The 16,397-nt window shown below is 43.4% G+C and carries 15 protein-coding genes; 2 read left to right on the plus strand and 13 right to left on the minus strand.

Translation table 11 applies throughout. The annotated features are described in order from the left end of the window. Positions 1-953 precede the first annotated feature (953 nt). From FD723_RS02455 to FD723_RS02510, 12 genes are all read right to left on the minus strand, one after another. On the minus strand, positions 954-1,886 hold the full coding sequence (locus FD723_RS02455; RefSeq protein ID WP_179063944.1) for an alpha/beta fold hydrolase: 933 nt from the start codon (positions 1,884-1,886) through the stop codon (positions 954-956). Positions 1,887-2,026: 140 nt separating this feature from the next. Further along, positions 2,027-2,533 carry a DUF4112 domain-containing protein gene (locus tag FD723_RS02460; RefSeq protein ID WP_179063945.1) on the minus strand — a complete coding sequence of 169 codons (507 nt, stop codon included), beginning with the start codon at positions 2,531-2,533 and terminating at the stop codon, positions 2,027-2,029. An 88-nt stretch (positions 2,534-2,621) separates the two neighbouring features. Further along, positions 2,622-3,521 (minus strand): YihY/virulence factor BrkB family protein, encoded by a 900-nt coding sequence (locus FD723_RS02465; RefSeq protein WP_179063946.1) that lies wholly within the window; start codon positions 3,519-3,521, stop codon positions 2,622-2,624. Between the two features lie 199 nt (positions 3,522-3,720). After that, entirely contained in the window at positions 3,721-5,361 is a 1,641-nt protein-coding gene (groL, locus tag FD723_RS02470) for a chaperonin GroEL (RefSeq protein WP_179063947.1), read from the minus strand. A gap of 104 nt (positions 5,362-5,465) precedes the next feature. After that, on the minus strand, positions 5,466-5,777 hold the full coding sequence (gene groES / locus FD723_RS02475; RefSeq protein ID WP_179063948.1) for a co-chaperone GroES: 312 nt from the start codon (positions 5,775-5,777) through the stop codon (positions 5,466-5,468). A gap of 1,089 nt (positions 5,778-6,866) precedes the next feature. Beyond that, on the minus strand, positions 6,867-7,595 hold the full coding sequence (locus FD723_RS02480; RefSeq protein WP_179063949.1) for a HEAT repeat domain-containing protein: 729 nt from the start codon (positions 7,593-7,595) through the stop codon (positions 6,867-6,869). A gap of 169 nt (positions 7,596-7,764) precedes the next feature. After that, positions 7,765-8,610, minus strand: coding sequence for a HEAT repeat domain-containing protein (locus tag FD723_RS02485; RefSeq protein ID WP_179063950.1), 846 nt, complete (start codon positions 8,608-8,610; stop codon positions 7,765-7,767). Then, a complete protein-coding gene (locus FD723_RS02490) occupies positions 8,610-8,867 on the minus strand; it encodes a phycobilisome linker polypeptide (protein WP_179063951.1) in 258 nt (85 codons plus the stop codon). The genes FD723_RS02485 and FD723_RS02490 overlap by 1 nt, the downstream gene beginning before the upstream one ends. 92 nt (positions 8,868-8,959) lie before the next feature. Then, on the minus strand, positions 8,960-9,829 hold the full coding sequence (locus FD723_RS02495) for a phycobilisome linker polypeptide (protein ID WP_179063952.1): 870 nt from the start codon (positions 9,827-9,829) through the stop codon (positions 8,960-8,962). A gap of 117 nt (positions 9,830-9,946) precedes the next feature. Then, on the minus strand, positions 9,947-10,759 hold the full coding sequence (locus FD723_RS02500) for a phycobilisome linker polypeptide (RefSeq protein ID WP_179063953.1): 813 nt from the start codon (positions 10,757-10,759) through the stop codon (positions 9,947-9,949). Between the two features lie 603 nt (positions 10,760-11,362). Further along, positions 11,363-11,854, minus strand: coding sequence for a phycocyanin subunit alpha (gene cpcA / locus FD723_RS02505; RefSeq protein ID WP_094328476.1), 492 nt, complete (start codon positions 11,852-11,854; stop codon positions 11,363-11,365). Positions 11,855-11,945: 91 nt separating this feature from the next. After that, on the minus strand, positions 11,946-12,467 hold the full coding sequence (locus FD723_RS02510; RefSeq protein WP_179063954.1) for a phycocyanin subunit beta: 522 nt from the start codon (positions 12,465-12,467) through the stop codon (positions 11,946-11,948). An 824-nt stretch (positions 12,468-13,291) separates the two neighbouring features. Here FD723_RS02510 and FD723_RS02515 point away from each other — a divergent pair. Together FD723_RS02515 and FD723_RS02520 are read left to right on the plus strand one after the other, a co-directional pair. Then, a complete protein-coding gene (locus FD723_RS02515; RefSeq protein WP_179063955.1) occupies positions 13,292-13,948 on the plus strand; it encodes a class I SAM-dependent methyltransferase family protein in 657 nt (218 codons plus the stop codon). Positions 13,949-14,120: 172 nt separating this feature from the next. Then, positions 14,121-15,215, plus strand: a complete 1,095-nt coding sequence (locus FD723_RS02520) for an aliphatic sulfonate ABC transporter substrate-binding protein (protein WP_179063956.1) — start codon at positions 14,121-14,123, stop codon at positions 15,213-15,215. Between the two features lie 266 nt (positions 15,216-15,481). Here the strand turns inward: FD723_RS02520 and FD723_RS02525 are convergent, their stop codons facing one another. Next, positions 15,482-16,297, minus strand: coding sequence for an alpha/beta fold hydrolase (locus FD723_RS02525; protein WP_179063957.1), 816 nt, complete (start codon positions 16,295-16,297; stop codon positions 15,482-15,484). Positions 16,298-16,397: the final 100 nt, after the last annotated feature.

A 16,397-nucleotide genomic window follows, 5' to 3' on the forward strand; every position in this document is an offset into this window, starting at 1 on the left:
GGCTACTGGCAACAATTTTGGGTTTTCGAGACGCGATAAATCACCGTCTCTACAAGTGTTCTGTTGCTCATTCTGAACTGTATTGCCATATAGGACTCCTATTTGATTTTTTAAAAAACTCATTATATCTTTATTCCCTGTTCCCTTTCTCTACGAGTGATTCAGAAATCAAAGACGCTCGATAGCGCAGCGTTAGCGACGCAGGAGCGTCTAGACTCGCTAACGCTTCGCTATCGGATTGCTATAGCTGCTTAACAGCTTTTAAAAAGTTATATATGAGCAATTAGCAAATTTAAAAACCTGCCAAAATGGCAACCAGCTTTCGATTAACCAAGTTAAATTTGATAAAGATAAACGACTTCAAGGGTTTTGTTATCAGGGGCTACCACGTAACCAATTCATTTTTGTAAAATACTATTTCCTAAGTGATTGGCGAAATAAAAAGCTATCTCTATCAATTATTTGCAGAGTATTTTATCAGCAAATAAATAGCAATAATTAAGTTTAGCATTTGCTGCAACAGGAATATTAAATGCGTATGGGCGTTGTTGTTTAAGTACGCATTAGCCCCCAACGGGCAACGTCTGTATACATTCCTGTTCACTTCAGCAGCAAATGGCAGAGTGGGAGTTTGAAAGCTGATTGATATGCTTCCTCCCACTCTCTTTTTATGGAAACAGACTTCAGGAGCGGAGCCGGAGACGCTCCGCCTGCGGTCAGAATGGGCTAAACCCTAGCTATCCGCTAACAGAATGAATTCTGTGCGACTGGCGGATAGCGTAGCGTTAGCGATTCTGCGATAGCGCAGTGGTAGCAAGTCTTCTCCCTTCGCGTAGCGTCTCGTAGAGAAGGGGAGACGCTAAGAGCGAACGAGCGTCGCGTCTTGATTCTGACTTCTGAATTCTTCTTCAAGAAAACAGAATTCAGGTTGATTCTAAATTCTGAACTATTCTCTAAAAATTAGTATCACGTAAAAACTTAAGAATAGCTGCATTCAGTACTTCAAAAGCACCACTTGAGGCATCATGACAGCAGTTAGGCAAAATCTGTAATTTGGAATTGGGGATATGCTGATGCAATTTTTCACCATGACTAGGAGGAAACCAACTATCTTGTTCACCCCACAAAACTAGTGTAGGACACTTAATTGCACTCAGGTTATTTTGAATTTTGGTGAGCATATTTGGCTTTTTTGCTTGCCAATTCTCAATTTCTTGCGCGGCTATTTGTAACTCTTCGGCAACTTTTGCAATTGTACCAGGCAATTCAATAAACGGGTAAGTGATCCAATAGACATCTTCTTGTGTCAGGATTGAGGGATCAAATAACACCCCACGTCTTTCTATTGCCATAATTTCTCTAAATAGAGGTGCAAACAGATATGCCAGACGTAAGGAGTCAATTGTTTGCATTATTTCTAAAGGCGTTTGGGCTAGTAACCACATAGCCCAATGGGGTAGATATTCGGTAAAAACAGGTACGTTTACTACTACAAGCCGCGCGATTAATTGCGGATTTTCTTGAGCAAGGGCAAGGGCAACTAATCCCCCTAGAGATTCAGCCACAATTACTGCGGGTTCATCACATAATGCCTGAATAACTCTTTTAAACTCAATAACTTGATGCCCACTATGTTCTCTACGAAATAATGGTTTTTCAGAAAAACCAAAACCTTTAGCATCAAAACAAATTACCCGATAATGTTTAGATAATGGTGCTATGCTGTGTCGCCAATTATAGCTCCAACTCCCCATACCATGTAATAAAATTAGCGGTTTACCTTTACCTTTTTCGCCATAAGCAATTTGTATAGGATACCCTTTAGCATCAGTAATAATTAGATTTTGCCGCCCTTTAGGAAAAGTAGCTTGCCACCAATCTTTCATTCCGTTATCAATAAATAATTGAACATAATTGAACTAATTCTAGGGGTTTAATAGTAATTATGCACAGACTAAGATTTTACGTCATTACAAGCGTTGACGTAGCCTCTCGTCGAGAGCGTTATTACAAATTACGAATTATTTTAACCGCCTGTTAAAGCGTTCCACAGGATTCTAATTAAGATCACAGGCAATGCTACTAAGACAATTGAGATTAGCAACAATCCCACCAAAACGGCAAGGATAAACCATCTGTCTGCACTCTTTTGCTCGCTGGGAAACTTTAAGTACTCTTCTAATAGCTTGATATTATTAGTGTTAGCTCTCCAGGCAAAATCAAAAAAGTCTCCCAAAACTGGAACAGTGCCTACCAAGCCATCAATGATCACATTTAAAACCATTTTACCTAATGTGGCTCTAGATACACCCAACCGCGCTGCTTCTAGGATGATGTAGCTAGAAAACATAACTCCCAAAAAATCACCACCAATAGGTATGAGTCCGATGATTGGATCTAGACCAAAACCAATCTTTGTACCAGGAATGGTAATAATATTATCCAGAAGCCGACTTAGCTGACGCAGGCGCTTTAAGGTGGGTGCTTTGGCATCAGGTTCAATCATCGAAAATCGAGGAGGAGAATCAGACATGAAGGCGATCGCTAAATTTGTATTGAATCGTTAGATATTTTACTCCCCTACTGATCTTTTGCAATCACTATTTTCAGGGATTTACTATTTAATATTTTTCTGGAGATTGCAACTGCCCTTTTAAGCGCATATCTTCGCCCACAGTCACGTTCAACTGATCGCCGATTAACAGCACAGCAGCGCTCATTGACAGCCAGAGCATTAAAACTATCACAGCCCCTACAGCACCATATACTTTATTATAATTGCCAAAATTCGCCACATACAACCGAAATAGGGCAGACAATATTGCCCAGAAAACAGCTGCTAAAATTGCTCCAGGCATCATTGGCGTACCTGAGTTCCACTTGCTGGGCCCATAACGATAGACGAAGCCAAAGGCGACAGCAACAATACTTAAAGCTAAAGGCCAGCGTAACAGCTGCCAAAGATGTAACAAGAAGATTAAAGAAGCATTTTCATGTACTACCATTCCCAGCAGCCAATCACTGGTAAACACTAAGAAAGAGGCCAATACTAAAAGCAATATAGTCCCGACTGTTAATCCCAGAGAGACGAGTTTGGCTTTCCAAAAAGGACGCATGTTTTCTGGAGGAATTTGATGAATTTGGTCGAGGGCTGTCATCGCGGTATTCACCGCCCCAGAAGCAGTCCAAATTGCTAATGCAAAGCTCAGAGAAAACAAACCACTGTTTTTGGAGTTGGTAATCTCTGTGGTGGCAAAATCACGAATCAGATCCAGGGCTTGTTCGGGTAGGACTTGACTTAGTTCTATCGCCAGTTGTTTAAAGGTGGCTTGCAAAGATTCTGCCAATAAGCCAATGGCTGTGATCAGAGCAAGAATTGCTGGAAACAAGGATAGCATGGCATTGAAGGCGATTTCTGAGGCAAGTCCCAAAAGTCGCCTTTCGATTGTCCTGGCAAAAGTTTTTTTGAGTGTGCGCCAATTGAGGTGGCGAAAGAAGCGGAAAAAACGAGGCTTTGGCATGATTTAGAGTTAAAACTGGTTAGGTTTCTTAACTACTGTGCCAAATTTTGTGTAGCGATCGCATTGATCTTTTTACCGCAAGAATACGGGGTGGAAGATGAGGCAACCTGCAATGAAACAAGAGGCGATCGTTATAATTTGGGACGATCGCCTCTTGAGATTTAGGCAAGACGCAAAAACTTTTGCCAGGGATTAACAATTAGTAATCGAAGTCACCACCCAAGCCGCCGCCGCCGGGACCGGCAGGAGCAGCATCTTTTGGTTCCGGCTTGTCAACTACAATTGCCTCAGTGGTCAGCACCATACCTGCAATTGACGCTGCATTCTGTACGGCCGAACGGGTCACTTTGGCAGGGTCAACAATTCCAGCTTCAAACAAATCCACAAATTCGCCGCTGGTTGCGTCGTAGCCCACATTGAAGTCCTTCTCTTTCACGCGCTCCGCAATTACGGCACCGTTTTGACCTGCATTCTCGGCAATCCGCTTCAGAGGGGCACTTAGGGCGCGAGACACAATCAATGCCCCTGTCAACTCTTCATTTACTAGGGTAGATTTTGCCCAGTTTTCCAAGTCAGGAGCTAGATGGGCCAGGGTCGTACCACCACCAGGAACGATGCCTTCTTCAACAGCAGCTTTTGTCGCGTTGATGGCATCTTCTAGACGTAGCTTGCGGTCTTTGAGTTCAGTTTCAGTGGCAGCACCAACTTTGATCACAGCAACCCCACCCGATAGCTTCGCCAAACGTTCTTGCAGCTTTTCTTTGTCATAGGAAGATTCGGTTTCTTCGATTTGGCGACGGATTTGCTCTACCCTGGCTTTAACGGCTGCTTCGTTGCCATCGGCCACGAGGGTCGTGCTATCTTTGGTTATGGTGACTCGGCGAGCTTTACCGAGTTGGTCAAGCTTGGTGGCATCTAGCCTTAGACCGGCATCTTCTGTAATCAATTGCCCACCTGTAAGAATGGCAATGTCCTCCAAAATAGCCTTACGGCGATCGCCAAAACCAGGAGCTTTCACAGCTGCTACATTCAACACTCCCCGGAGCCGATTTACTACTAGGGTAGCCAGTGCCTCTTTCTCAATGTCTTCAGCCAGAATCAGCAATGGGCGACCTGCACGGGCAACCTGCTCTAGTACTGGTACTAAATCTTGTACCAGGGCAATTTTTTTATCTGTAATCAGCAGGAATGGCTCATCTAGCACTGCTTCCAACCGTTCGGCATCTGTGGCAAAATAGGGAGAAATATAACCCTTATCGAAGTTCAGCCCTTCTGTAACTTCTAGTTCGGTGGTGACTGACTTACCTTCTTCTAGGGAAATCACCCCTTCACGACCAACTTTATCTAATGCTTCTGCAATCAGCGCACCTACGGCTTCATCGTTGCCGGCAGAGATGGCAGCAACTTGAGCGATCGCTTTAGAGTCTTCTACGGGACGCGCGTGTTCTTTGATTTTGTTCACTAGAAAGCCTGTGGCTTTGTCAATACCACGCTTGAGTTGGATGGCATTAGCACCGGCAGCGACGTTCCGCAATCCTTCTTTGACAATGGCGTGAGCCAAAACGGTTGCAGTTGTAGTACCATCTCCGGCAGCATCATTGGTTTTGGAAGCGGCTTGCCGGATTAGGGCTACACCTGTGTTTTCAACGTGATCTTCCAGTTCAATTTCTTTAGCGATGGTTACACCGTCATTGACGATTTGAGGAGCGCCAAATTTCTTTTCCAAAACAACGTTACGGCCTTTTGGGCCAAGGGTGACAGCTACCGCCTCAGCGAGAATGTCAATTCCTCTTTCCAGAGCGCGACGAGCATTTTCGTTGTAAATGATGCGTTTTGCCATAGTGATTCCAGTTCCCTTTAATAGTATGTAGGTTGAGCAGTTGCGATTGTCATTGGTTATGGCGGCTTGTGGAGTAGCAATGACCAATAACTAATGGCAATCGACTATGAAACAATTGCCAGGATGTCTTTTTCAGACAACAGGACATATTCTTCTGTACCAAGCTTGATGTCGGTGCCTGCGTACTTGGAGTAGAGGACTTTATCGCCAACTGCAATATCGATCGCTTGACGAGTACCGTCATCGTTACGTTTACCAGAACCCACTGCCACAATTTCACCCACCTGTGGCTTTTCTTTGGCGCTATCAGGTAGAAAAATTCCGCCCGCAGTTTTATCTTCTGACTCACTAACCTTAATGAAGACGCGATCGCCCAGAGGCTTCACAGTAGATACACTCAACGTTATAGCGGCCATACAAGATTCTCCAAATTAACTTTCTTTATGTGGACAAATGAGTGTAATTGGGTGATCAATTGTTACTCAATGGGGAGTTACAGCTATTTTCAGGTTAATAGACCACACGCTAGGGGCACAGCAATGCTGTGTCCTGACGACAGATACATGAAAACTGCTGTAAGTGATTAGGAGGACAGTTCATCATGCTTAGTGTTTCTCAAATCAAAAACTAGAGGTGGATAGTTTTCTGATGAAACTAATCTAATGAACAGTGAAGTAGTCCAAGATTAAAATCCGGTAAATCTATCGAAATACCGGATTTACTTATGTTAAGTATCATGTCACATGGTCTTGTAAAAATCAAGCGGTTTGGAAGTGCTTAAGCTTAGTGAAGTAAGACGTTGTTTCAGCATTGGATTCGTATTTCGATTCTGGTAGTCCTTGCAGTTGCTAAATTGGGATCTCTGCCAGGTTCGGGTATGTCTGTCACCAGATGAAATCTGCGATCGCTCTACTAAATTATTACGCCAACAGCTGTTTTCGGGGAAATGCTCTCATGGCTGATAAAAGGGAAAAGGTTAAAGGTTAAAGGGGAAAGGGATGAACAGGTCACGCCACTTGTGGGCAAGGTTTTTACCGAAAAAATGGGTTTAAAGCTCCGTGCTTCTAGCACTGCTTTGGAGTAATGAGTAATAAGTAAATATTCTTACTCATTACTTATTACTCATTACTTATTACTCCAGAATCTTCGTGTGTTCACGCCGGTGAGTATGTCAACTTTCCCCCTTCCCCTTCTTCATAAAATGACCATAAACTAATGCGCTTGGGTTTTCGAGACGCGATAAATCGCCGTCTCTACAAGTGTTTTGGGCTTATGTGAAATTGATAAAATTTTGCTAAGACTGACTGTACAGCAAATGCCTTTGCCATCAATCGCCAGTCTCTCTCCTGACATTGATGGAACAAAAACTGATGCTAAAGAGGTTTTCTAGATAAGCTTGTATTCTCTGCAATTGGAATCGGCTAGAAATTTCTAGAAATTTCTAGCCGATTGTAGAAGTCCCCAAGTACTCATAGCCTGGGGATTGTAAGGGGGCGATGAGTGCTTCACCGTCTACCACCACCACGATAAGGCACTTCCGACACATCAGCGTCTTCTAGCTTTATTTTCGGTGCAAATACTTCTTGATGTTGTGGCTGTTGAATTTTTTGTTGTGCAAATTTGACGCGGGTACGAACTCCCAAATCGGCATCTTTATCGAGTATTTGCTGAAGTTGATTTGTAATTCGCGACGCTTGATCGGGTAAAGTGGTTGCTATAGCGATCGCTAGTGTTTCTAAACTGGTCACTGCTGCATAGCGTACTACCCACTCTGGATCTTGAGAAATTAGTAATAGCGCCTCTAATACCTGAGTCTGAACAGATTCCACTTTATCCGGTGGTAGTTGATGCCAGCGCAAAGTGCCTAATCCCCTAGCAGCTGCCCGCCGTACACTTAGGGAAAAATCGGTTTTTGCTGCCTCGAGTAAAGTATCCAGTGCCCGGACATCGCCAATTCCTGCTAAGGCACGAATCGCCCAGGCTCTAGCACTGTAGTTGTAGTCATCAATTAGTTCCAATAGAGATGGTACTGCGGCTTCCCCAATCGCAATCAGCCCATCGACTGCCGCCACTGCTGCCCCTGGATTGTTGTAGCCCAAAGCTGCAATCAGGGTGGGAACAGATTCCTCTATACCAGCTGCCGCTAACTCCTGAACTGCGTCTAATAAGCGATCTGAGGAGTCAGCTTCTTCTACAGCACGGATCAATATTTGGGCCAGGTCACTGTTATTCATAATAGTTTTTCATGAGTCATTAGGGATCAGCCAATTGTAGCTTAAGTTCTCCGTAGTTGGCACTACACATAAACCCCCTAGCCCTGATTTTGCAGTTGAGTTGGGGGTTTACATTTGATAAGTATTTTTTTAAACGTATTAATAACAACTAATTCCTGGAAAATTATAACTACAACAGCGAGTCCATCAAATTCATCACTTTCATCGCACCATCTGACAAAGTGCTTGTTACTGTGTGGTTAACTTGATGTTCTAGTAATCCTTTCAGAGAAATTAGCTTCAGACTATTTTCGGCAAGAGTCTCGGCGATCGCATCTGCGGCGGGTAGATATCCAATCGCTCCCAAATCTGCTAAGACTGCTCGACGCAATTGCAATTTCTCTCCAGCTAAAGCCTGTACCAACCGTTCTCCATAAACTGGCTCTTGCGTTAATTGATACATAGCTCGTGCGGCAGCATATTGCACCAATTCAATTGGATGCTCTAAAAATGGTTTTACCAAATGGGTGAATTCATTCGCCCTCAAGGTTCCCAAGGCTTCTAATATGGCCTCGTAGGGTTGAGATAAATCAGGCTGCTTTGATATCAGCTGCTCTCCCTGCAAACCTACTTGTAATAAATTAATTAAGACGGGAACACAAACCGGATCGCCCAGCATTTCTAAGGATTGTGCCGCCGCTTCCCGGACATAAAAATCTGAGCAGTCTAAACACGCAATTAAAGGTGAGACTGCCTGGCGATCGCCTAGTTTTCCTAAGGCTCTGGCTGCGTTCCGTCGTAGAGGATATCCACCTTCTGGTGTCCGATCAGCTTCATCTTCTAAAGCTTTAATTAATCCTGTAACCGCAGCTGTTTCAGATATCCGAAATCTACCCAACCACCAGGCAGCATAAAACCGCAGACCTAAATCTGCACTTTCTAGATTAGCGATCGCTTGCTCTACTGTTAAAGATTCACCATCGCCAGAGTTCCCTGTCGATGATAAATCTTCAAATTTCTGCGGACTGGAATTCATTATGAAGAAGGAGGATCGCTTTGTTCGCTATCTGTTTTAGTTTCAGCGTTCAATGGCTGAATGCTGACTATCTTGCCACCCAAGCGAGTAATTCGCTGCATTTCTTGATTCATCCGGTTCTCTGGTACTGTGAAAAACACAGTGGCACTAGAACGAATGGGATAGTTGGTTTTTTCAGTTTCTTCGCTTTGGCGCAGACCAACAACTTCGTACCGAAAGTAGCGACTACTTGTTCTACTACTAATTTGTCCAACCATAAAAATTAATTCCCAATTCTAAATTGTCATTATTGTCATTAGTCTTTTGTCTTTAATAATGACTATTGACTAATGACTATTGACTAATGAGACTAAAGTGGTTTCACACTAGCTATCTTACCACCTTGTTTTACCACTCTCTGGAAGTAACTAGATAGTTCTTCATAAGGTATAATCACCGCTTGATTAACACGGCGGGTGCTAGGATAGCCAGCACCGAAAACACCTGCTACTTCAATGCGATAAAGTCTGCCTTCTTTGCCAAAAGTTCCGGCACCACCAAAAGTACTGTTGGGGGTAACACCTTTTTCAGAAGCAACGTATGAAAAACCTGAAGGACCACCAGATGGAGGAACAACGATGGATGCACTATTGCGTCCTAGTTCGCTCGCAAGGCGGGAAGATTTGCCTTTGAGTTGGGAGGTATCGCTACTGGCATAGCCGCGATAAAGTTGGAATATCCGGCTAAATCCGACAGTTTTCTGTCCTGTTTGGGTTTTAAAGCCGCGATAGTAAGGCACTATATTTTCACCAAAGCTAGATTGATACTCTGGTGAATCAATATAAGAATCAATGTCGGCTTCATATCCCTTGTTTTGGTACAAGTCCAAGTGATAGACGACATCAGACTCATCATAAGGGGCACGACCCAACAAATGTTTGTAGTTGAGTTCGATGACGCGAGTTTGGAAGTTGTCGTAGAAAAATTTGGTTTTGTACAGTTCTGATTTAGCTAGTTGACGCACAAACTCTTGTACTGTACTTTTCCCATCGCGCAGGATAGATTCAGCACTTATGAGCCGGTCAGATGTCAAGATGTAGTTGTTGCCCAAAACTTGACGATAGACGGCAGCAATTACTCTCTCAATGTCTTCTTTGGTTGCATTTGGACGCAATTCTACAGGAGACTGATCGCTAAAAGGTTCTGTTCCCAAACGGGAAGCTGCTGTTGTAATAGCCATTGGTAATTTTTCCTTTGTAACTTAGTAATTGGTAAGGGGAGTGGGGAGTGGGGAGTTGAGAGTGGTGAAATTCCCTACTCCCTACTCCCTACTCCCTACTCCCCCCCGATTCCCTATTTATACGGCTGTAATGCTAAGAACTCGGCTGCCTTTGCGATTCAACTGCTGCAATTTACTAGAAAGTTGCTCGTAAGGTACGATCAACTCCGCAGTACCACGTCTGACTACAGTTGAATTTGGGGAAGCTGATTGTAGCACTCTGATGCGGTATGTTTCACCGCGACCGCCTGTAGAGAGGCCAGTTAAGGCTCCAGCAGAAACGGGGTAAATGGGTGAAGCTAGATTCTTCGCCACTTCCCAGGTTAGCCGTCCTTGTTTTTGCCCTTGAGCGCGATCGCTATTAGCATAACCGCGATACAGTTGGAACAGTCGGCTATAGCCAACGTTTTTCTGTCCTACTTGACTCTTAAAGCCCCGATAGAAGGGCACAATACTTTCGCCAAAACTCTCTTGATATTCTAATGAGTCAATGTAGGAATTAATCTCAGCTTCGTAACCTTGTGAGTTATAAAGCTCAACATGGTACGAAATCTCTGACTCATCTTCTGGGGCACGCCCCAATAAATGCTTATAATTCAACTCGATAAACCGAGTTTGGGAATTGGAGTGGAAAAACTTATCCCGATACAGTTCCGATTGAGCAATGGCTTGCACAAATCCCCGAACGGAGATTCCACCTTGCTGCAACAGTGATTCTGCGCTGACAAGACGCTCTCCCTCAAGTAGATAGGCATTACCCAAAACCTGACGGTAAGCCGCCCGGATAACCACTGCTACATCCGCTTCTGTTCTATCAGGACGTAGTTCTACTGGCGCCGAATTCTCAAACGCTCCAATTCCTAATCTTGCTGCTTGTCCCAAAGCTGCCATCTTTAAAACCTCCTCAGTTTTAACTGCAAAACTAAAAACTTTTTAGAAAAATTTTTTCTAGTCTTTTAACAGTCCTTTGAAATTGAGACTCACTGCACCTTTAGATACGGTGATTGTTAAGACATCGCTGCCTTAATATCCTGTTTCCACAGGTTCCCAGGCTCACTTTATGGATTCAGCATTCTCCAATCTGATAAACCCCCAAACGCTGCACGTAGCTTGCTTCCCTCTAGGGTTAGGCATACTCGCTACGCTACGCTAGAGAAGATTTTACTGCCTCACCACATTTGCCACGAGGGCATAGTGATATCTCCTTACGTTATTTCGGGCGTATACTTTCCCCCAGTTCAGGGGTAGGTTTTTAAATCTTGTACTGATAAAAATATTGTGCCAATTGACGGTAGCTTAAAAGAGGCACTGAGTTGCGAACTTTCCCAAAAGTTGTAGCAAGTACTGTGCTACATTGGCAGCTTTTATCCCTGTCTAACTCTTTCTCCAGGGTATTCAGCTAGCGTTTCCTAAAAAACTGCCCGGAGAAGTAAACAACTCATAGAACTTACTTGTCATAAGAGCTGATTTCCTCTCCGGGCTAAAGAAATACTCTTAGCTTAGAGTATTGATTACATAGTCGATGTAGGAATTTGCTTCAACAGCAGGATCGCCGCTTAGACCGTGGTTAGCTTTGATGTACTTGAGAGCTTCAATGTACCAGCTAGGAGACAGGTCAAAAGTCCGGTTGATTTCAGCCAAGCCAGAAATCAAGAAATCGTCCAAGGGGCCTGTGCCACCAACAACTAAAGCGTATGTGATAATCCGCAAGTAGTAGCCGACATCACGTACACACTTGCCTTTACCGCGTGAATCAGACGCGAAGTTAGGGCCTTGTTGTTGGGTGGTGTAAGGGAACTTGTTATATACTGCTTGAGCAGCACCTTCGGTCAAGCGTTGAGCGTTAGCGCTTAAAGCTTTTGCTGCTTGTAAGCTAGCTGGTGCTTGGCGGAAGCGACCAAAAGCAACTTGAATTTCGGTGCTGCTGAGATAACGGCCTTGAGAATCAGCCGATGCGATCGCTTCAGTTAGAGGTGTTTTTGTCATTTTGGTATTTCCCTTTTACAAACGTTATGGTTGAAATTTTGTTTTGTCCTATGGACAATTATTTAGTCAACATCAGCAATGCAAGCTTTGCTTAAGCTACAGCAGCCGCAGCACGATCAAAATAGCCAGCTATTTCAGATGCCAAAGCACTGCAATCGCCTCTGGTGATATTGTTTGTATCGTTGACAATTGCCAAAGAAGCTTGTTTTAGCTTCTGAATACCAACTGCAACTGAAGCTCCAGGAGTTCCCAATGCCAAATAGGTTTCCCGTAAGCCGTTGAGGGCACGGTCATCTAGCACGCTAGAATCGCCAGCAAAAATCGCATAAGTGATGTAGCGGAGAATGATGTCCAAGTCTCTGATACAAGCAGCTGCACGACGGCTGGTATAAGCATTACCACCAGGAGTGATCAATTGGGGTTGTTCTGCCCACAAATCACGAGCCGCAGCAGCAACAAGAGCTGACGCATTGCTGGTAATACGGTTAACCGCATCTGCACGCTTGTTACCATCTTTGACTAGTTCGCTCAACGCATCCAATTGTGCATCGGAGAGATATTCGCCGCGTGTATCAGCTTGGGATACTACTTTTGCAAATGCATCTAAAACCATTGCGTTAAATCTCCTAATTTGCTTGGTTAAGAATAATTTGGACTCAAAACTGAATGGTTCAGTTTATTTTTGATGTCAGCACTGCCTGACGAGTTACGAAAGGGTTAAAACAGACATCCAAGAAATAAGTTTACGATCTCCAGGCTTTCAGATTAAAACTTTTGTTAGAAAACTTCAAACTTCTATGAAGGACTGGAAAACCTGATTAAGATGTTGTTTTTTACTCTCAAGTTCTCTTTATACAATGCTGCCGCATCATTATTTATTACAAATTATTGTTATGTTTGTGAATTTTGTTTACATAACTTCACATCTTTGTCTCTGTTAGACCGTAGAGAAATTTATTCTGAGAAATTCCTTAAAGGGCGTAGCCCGCCGCAGGTATCGCGCCTAGAATCATGTATTATTTACTACTAAAATGGCTTTTGCCAAAGGCACGTGTCATAGCCATGTTAGTTTTTATAAATTTTGCAACTACTATAAACACGAGATTATTGAGTCTTTAAAGATACAAATTAAATTTTGATTGCTCAGTATTTTAAGTATGTATTGTATTTATATTGTATTCGTTGTATTTGTTCTAGCCCAGTATTTATGTGGGTTTTTCTAGATTTGGAATACAAGGCTGTCTACAGAAGTCCTCAATTGTTAAATTGCAAGATTTACATACCAAAGAAAAAAGACTTGATTTTGGATGAATTTCCATGATAGTCTGCGTTCAAGCACAAACTACGGTTTATTGATGTAATTACCGTAGTTTTGATTGCCCAGTGTGTTTGTCAATTTGCTTTCCTCAAAGTTAATGGAAACGAAAATCACCCATTATGGTAAAAAACTGGTTTGAATGGCACGACCTCTACAAGAACGAACCGAAATTGCAACAACGCCTGCAAATTGTGCAGGAATACATTGCCCATAGCTTGAATTTGTCCCAACCAGGGTTAATCCGTGTAGTTAGTGTTTGCGCGGGCGATGGAAGAGATTTGCTAGGAACGCTGTCAAATCATCCACGGGCAAAAGATGTTTATGCCCGACTTGTAGAGCTAAATCCCCAACTAGTTGAACGTGGACAAGAAACAATAGAATCGTTGGGTTTGACAAAACAAATTGAGTTTATCAATGGTGATGCAACTATTTCCTCAAACTATGTAGGAGCAGTTCCAGCAGACATCGTGATTGTATGTGGTGTATTTGGCAATCTCGCAGATGAAACTGAACTCAATCGCTTACTGGCAAACCTGAGTTTTCTCAGTAAAAAAGGTGCTTTTGTAATTTGGACTCGTGGACACTCTCAGGGTATTGCTCACTCTGAAACTGTTCGTAAATTTTTCCGTGAACATGGATTTGAAGAAGTGGACTTCAAACTCACCGCAACAGGAGATATGGGAGTAGGTATTCATCGTTACCTGGGTGAAAGTTTAACTGCACCCAAAGAGCAACAGTTTTTCGCCTTTACTGGTACTCCAAGTAAAGCCAAATGAAGAGTGCTGAGTGCTGAGTGCTGAGTTGAAAGACCGCCCACAATATGCGGGGCTTTTACTATAGTGCGGAAGTACTGAGTAATCTTTTTGTCACTCAGCACTCTCCTTTGCCAAGGTACTCAGGACTGAGTGTGGTAAATAATATCTCTAAAATTTTTTTGACACAAAACCTATGACCGCTATAGTTAAGCCTCAGAATACAAACATCTTTCGCCGTTTCACGTGGCTTTTAGCACCTGGGTTGTTAACCTTGGCAACTTCGTTAACATTGGTTAGTTGCACAACTGAAGGGCAAAAAGCTCAAACCCCATCTGCTGCGACAAATGTATCTGAGACCAATTCCAATTCATCTGGAATTAAAGCGAAGGTACTCCGTATGGGGTATCAATCAGCAGGCGATTTGGTCAGATCGCAAAAAGTATTAGAAAAGCGTCTAGAACCTCTAGGGGTAAAGGTGGAGTGGGCACAATTTGTCCAAGGGCCACAACTAATGGAAGCGATGAATGTCGGCAAAATTGATTTAGGTTCCGTTGGGGAAACTCCGCCGATTTTCGCTCAAGCTGCTGGCGCTCAAATTGTTTATGTGGTTGGTTCTCGACGTACTCCAACCACAGGTAGATCAAGTGTGATTGCTGTCCCACCAAATTCTCCCATTAAGAGCGTCAAGGATCTCAAAGGACAAAAAATCGTCTTTCAAAAAGCTTCTGCATCTCATTATTTTGTCTTTAGAGCTTTGGAAGATGCGGGTTTAAAACCCAGCGATATAAAAATCTTGAGTATACCTACAGTGGAAGCTAGTAGTGCTTTTCTAGAAGGGAAAATTCCGGTTTGGGTAGCGGGCGATCCTTATCTAGCTTTGGCTGAAAAATCAAATAAGATCCGAGTAATTAAAACTGCCGAAGGACTTGATACCCCCGGTGCATACTATATTGGTGCAAGGCAGTTTGCGGTTGATAATCCGGGAATTCTGCGGATAGTGATTGAGGAGATTGATAAACTCCAGCGCTGGGCTGAGGCAAATCCTAAAGAAGTAGCAAAAATTATTGGGCCAATCCAAAAACTACCTCCTGACATTATGGAAAAGGTAGTTAGCCGCCGCAGTTATGGCTTGAGAGGCATTTCCCCAGAGTTAATTAAAGAACAACAGCGAGTTGCAGATTACTTTTATAAATATGGTGTGATTCCTAAACAGGTCAACATTCAGGAAGCTGTGTTGACACCTGAAGAATATGCCGCAATTACTCCAGAATCTATTAGCCAAAAATAAGTTGAAAAGACTTATGATGCAATACGGTTCATTTAAGGAAACTCCAAGAAATAAATTATCCAATATTGTGGGGTGGGCAACATGAGCGTTTATATGGTGGGCAAGATGCCCACCCCACAAGAGTTAATTGGATATTTTTTTATTTGTCAGTCCCTAAGAGTTATTGGTGTAGATAATTGAGCTAGAGAAGAGGTGATAAATCGCGTCTCTACATCAGGGTTTTAGGATTAATGGGTTGAGAAACAACACGAAATTTCTTTGTAGAATTACTCGAATTTATTTTGGAGAAAGGCGATAACGCGCTTGAATGCTTGGGGATCTTGGTAAAGAAAGCGATGACCGCCCTTAAAGAATTCTAAATACGAACCTGGTATCTGTTTGTGCATCGCTTCAAGATTGGCAGGAGGAGATATGCCATCGTGATGACCGCCGCAGATATAGACAGGAAGATGCAATTGAGAGAGTCGATTATATGTATCGTGGGCAGCACGAGCCTCAAGCTGGCGACGACGGCCAATTTCACGACTTGGTTCGTCTACATCCTCTTGAGCAGATGCTAGTGTCAGCTTCACTAAATCCTGAAATTGTGCTGTCCGGCTAGAGAGCCAAGCTTCCTCTTGCCAGCGGGTATCAGCAATTGTGATTTGCCGATGAGCGACTTCCTCAATTGGAAGGTTCACGAGTTCATGTAGTGGATATGATGACCCACCAGCACCGCCACTACTAGTACAGGCCAAAACAAGACGTTCAACGCGGTGTGGATAGCGCAGTGCCAATTCTTGGGCTACCATACCCCCAAAGGAAATTCCGATGACATGAGCGCTCTCCCAGCCGACTGCGTTTAACAAAAAGTCTGCATCGGCGGCGTAATCTGCTATGGTGTAGGGAATATCAGGTTTTGAAGTTTGACCGAGACCGCGCTGATCGTAAGCCAGGATTTCAAAGTGTGGGGCTAGTGGTGAGTCAAAAATAGTAGGCGATCGCCGCAAGTCTCCTCCAGTACCACTAATACTGAGTAGGCGTTGACCAGTGCCACGAATCTCATAATACATTTGCAAATCACGAATAGATACAAATGGCATGAGTATTTTCCCTGATTTATTTCGCAGAAGTCGATCGCAATATCTCTAAAAAAGCATTCTCTTTTTACCCTCACTGGATGTTGTTGCATACATTCCAGTG

The sequence above is a fragment of the Nostoc sp. C052 genome, from assembly GCF_013393905.1.
GTDB lineage: Bacteria > Cyanobacteriota > Cyanobacteriia > Cyanobacteriales > Nostocaceae > Nostoc.

Bases quoted from the DNA above. Each gene is read 5' to 3' on its own strand.
- groL (WP_179063947.1), bottom strand. From the start codon at position 5,361: ATGGCAAAACGCATCATTTACAACGAAAATGCTCGTCGCGCTCTGGAA.
- FD723_RS02465 (WP_179063946.1), bottom strand. From the start codon at position 3,521: ATGCCAAAGCCTCGTTTTTTCCGCTTCTTTCGCCACCTCAATTGGCGC.
- FD723_RS02480 (WP_179063949.1), bottom strand. From the start codon at position 7,595: ATGAATAACAGTGACCTGGCCCAAATATTGATCCGTGCTGTAGAAGAA.
- FD723_RS02510 (WP_179063954.1), bottom strand. From the start codon at position 12,467: ATGGTTTTAGATGCATTTGCAAAAGTAGTATCCCAAGCTGATACACGC.
- FD723_RS02520 (WP_179063956.1), top strand. From the start codon at position 14,121: ATGACCGCTATAGTTAAGCCTCAGAATACAAACATCTTTCGCCGTTTC.
- FD723_RS02490 (WP_179063951.1), bottom strand. From the start codon at position 8,867: ATGGTTGGACAAATTAGTAGTAGAACAAGTAGTCGCTACTTTCGGTAC.
- cpcA (WP_094328476.1), bottom strand. From the start codon at position 11,854: ATGACAAAAACACCTCTAACTGAAGCGATCGCATCGGCTGATTCTCAA.
- FD723_RS02460 (WP_179063945.1), bottom strand. From the start codon at position 2,533: ATGTCTGATTCTCCTCCTCGATTTTCGATGATTGAACCTGATGCCAAA.
- FD723_RS02455 (WP_179063944.1), bottom strand. From the start codon at position 1,886: ATGAAAGATTGGTGGCAAGCTACTTTTCCTAAAGGGCGGCAAAATCTA.
- FD723_RS02515 (WP_179063955.1), top strand. From the start codon at position 13,292: ATGGTAAAAAACTGGTTTGAATGGCACGACCTCTACAAGAACGAACCG.
- FD723_RS02500 (WP_179063953.1), bottom strand. From the start codon at position 10,759: ATGGCAGCTTTGGGACAAGCAGCAAGATTAGGAATTGGAGCGTTTGAG.
- FD723_RS02485 (WP_179063950.1), bottom strand. From the start codon at position 8,610: ATGAATTCCAGTCCGCAGAAATTTGAAGATTTATCATCGACAGGGAAC.
- FD723_RS02525 (WP_179063957.1), bottom strand. From the start codon at position 16,297: ATGCCATTTGTATCTATTCGTGATTTGCAAATGTATTATGAGATTCGT.
- FD723_RS02495 (WP_179063952.1), bottom strand. From the start codon at position 9,829: ATGGCTATTACAACAGCAGCTTCCCGTTTGGGAACAGAACCTTTTAGC.
- groES (WP_179063948.1), bottom strand. From the start codon at position 5,777: ATGGCCGCTATAACGTTGAGTGTATCTACTGTGAAGCCTCTGGGCGAT.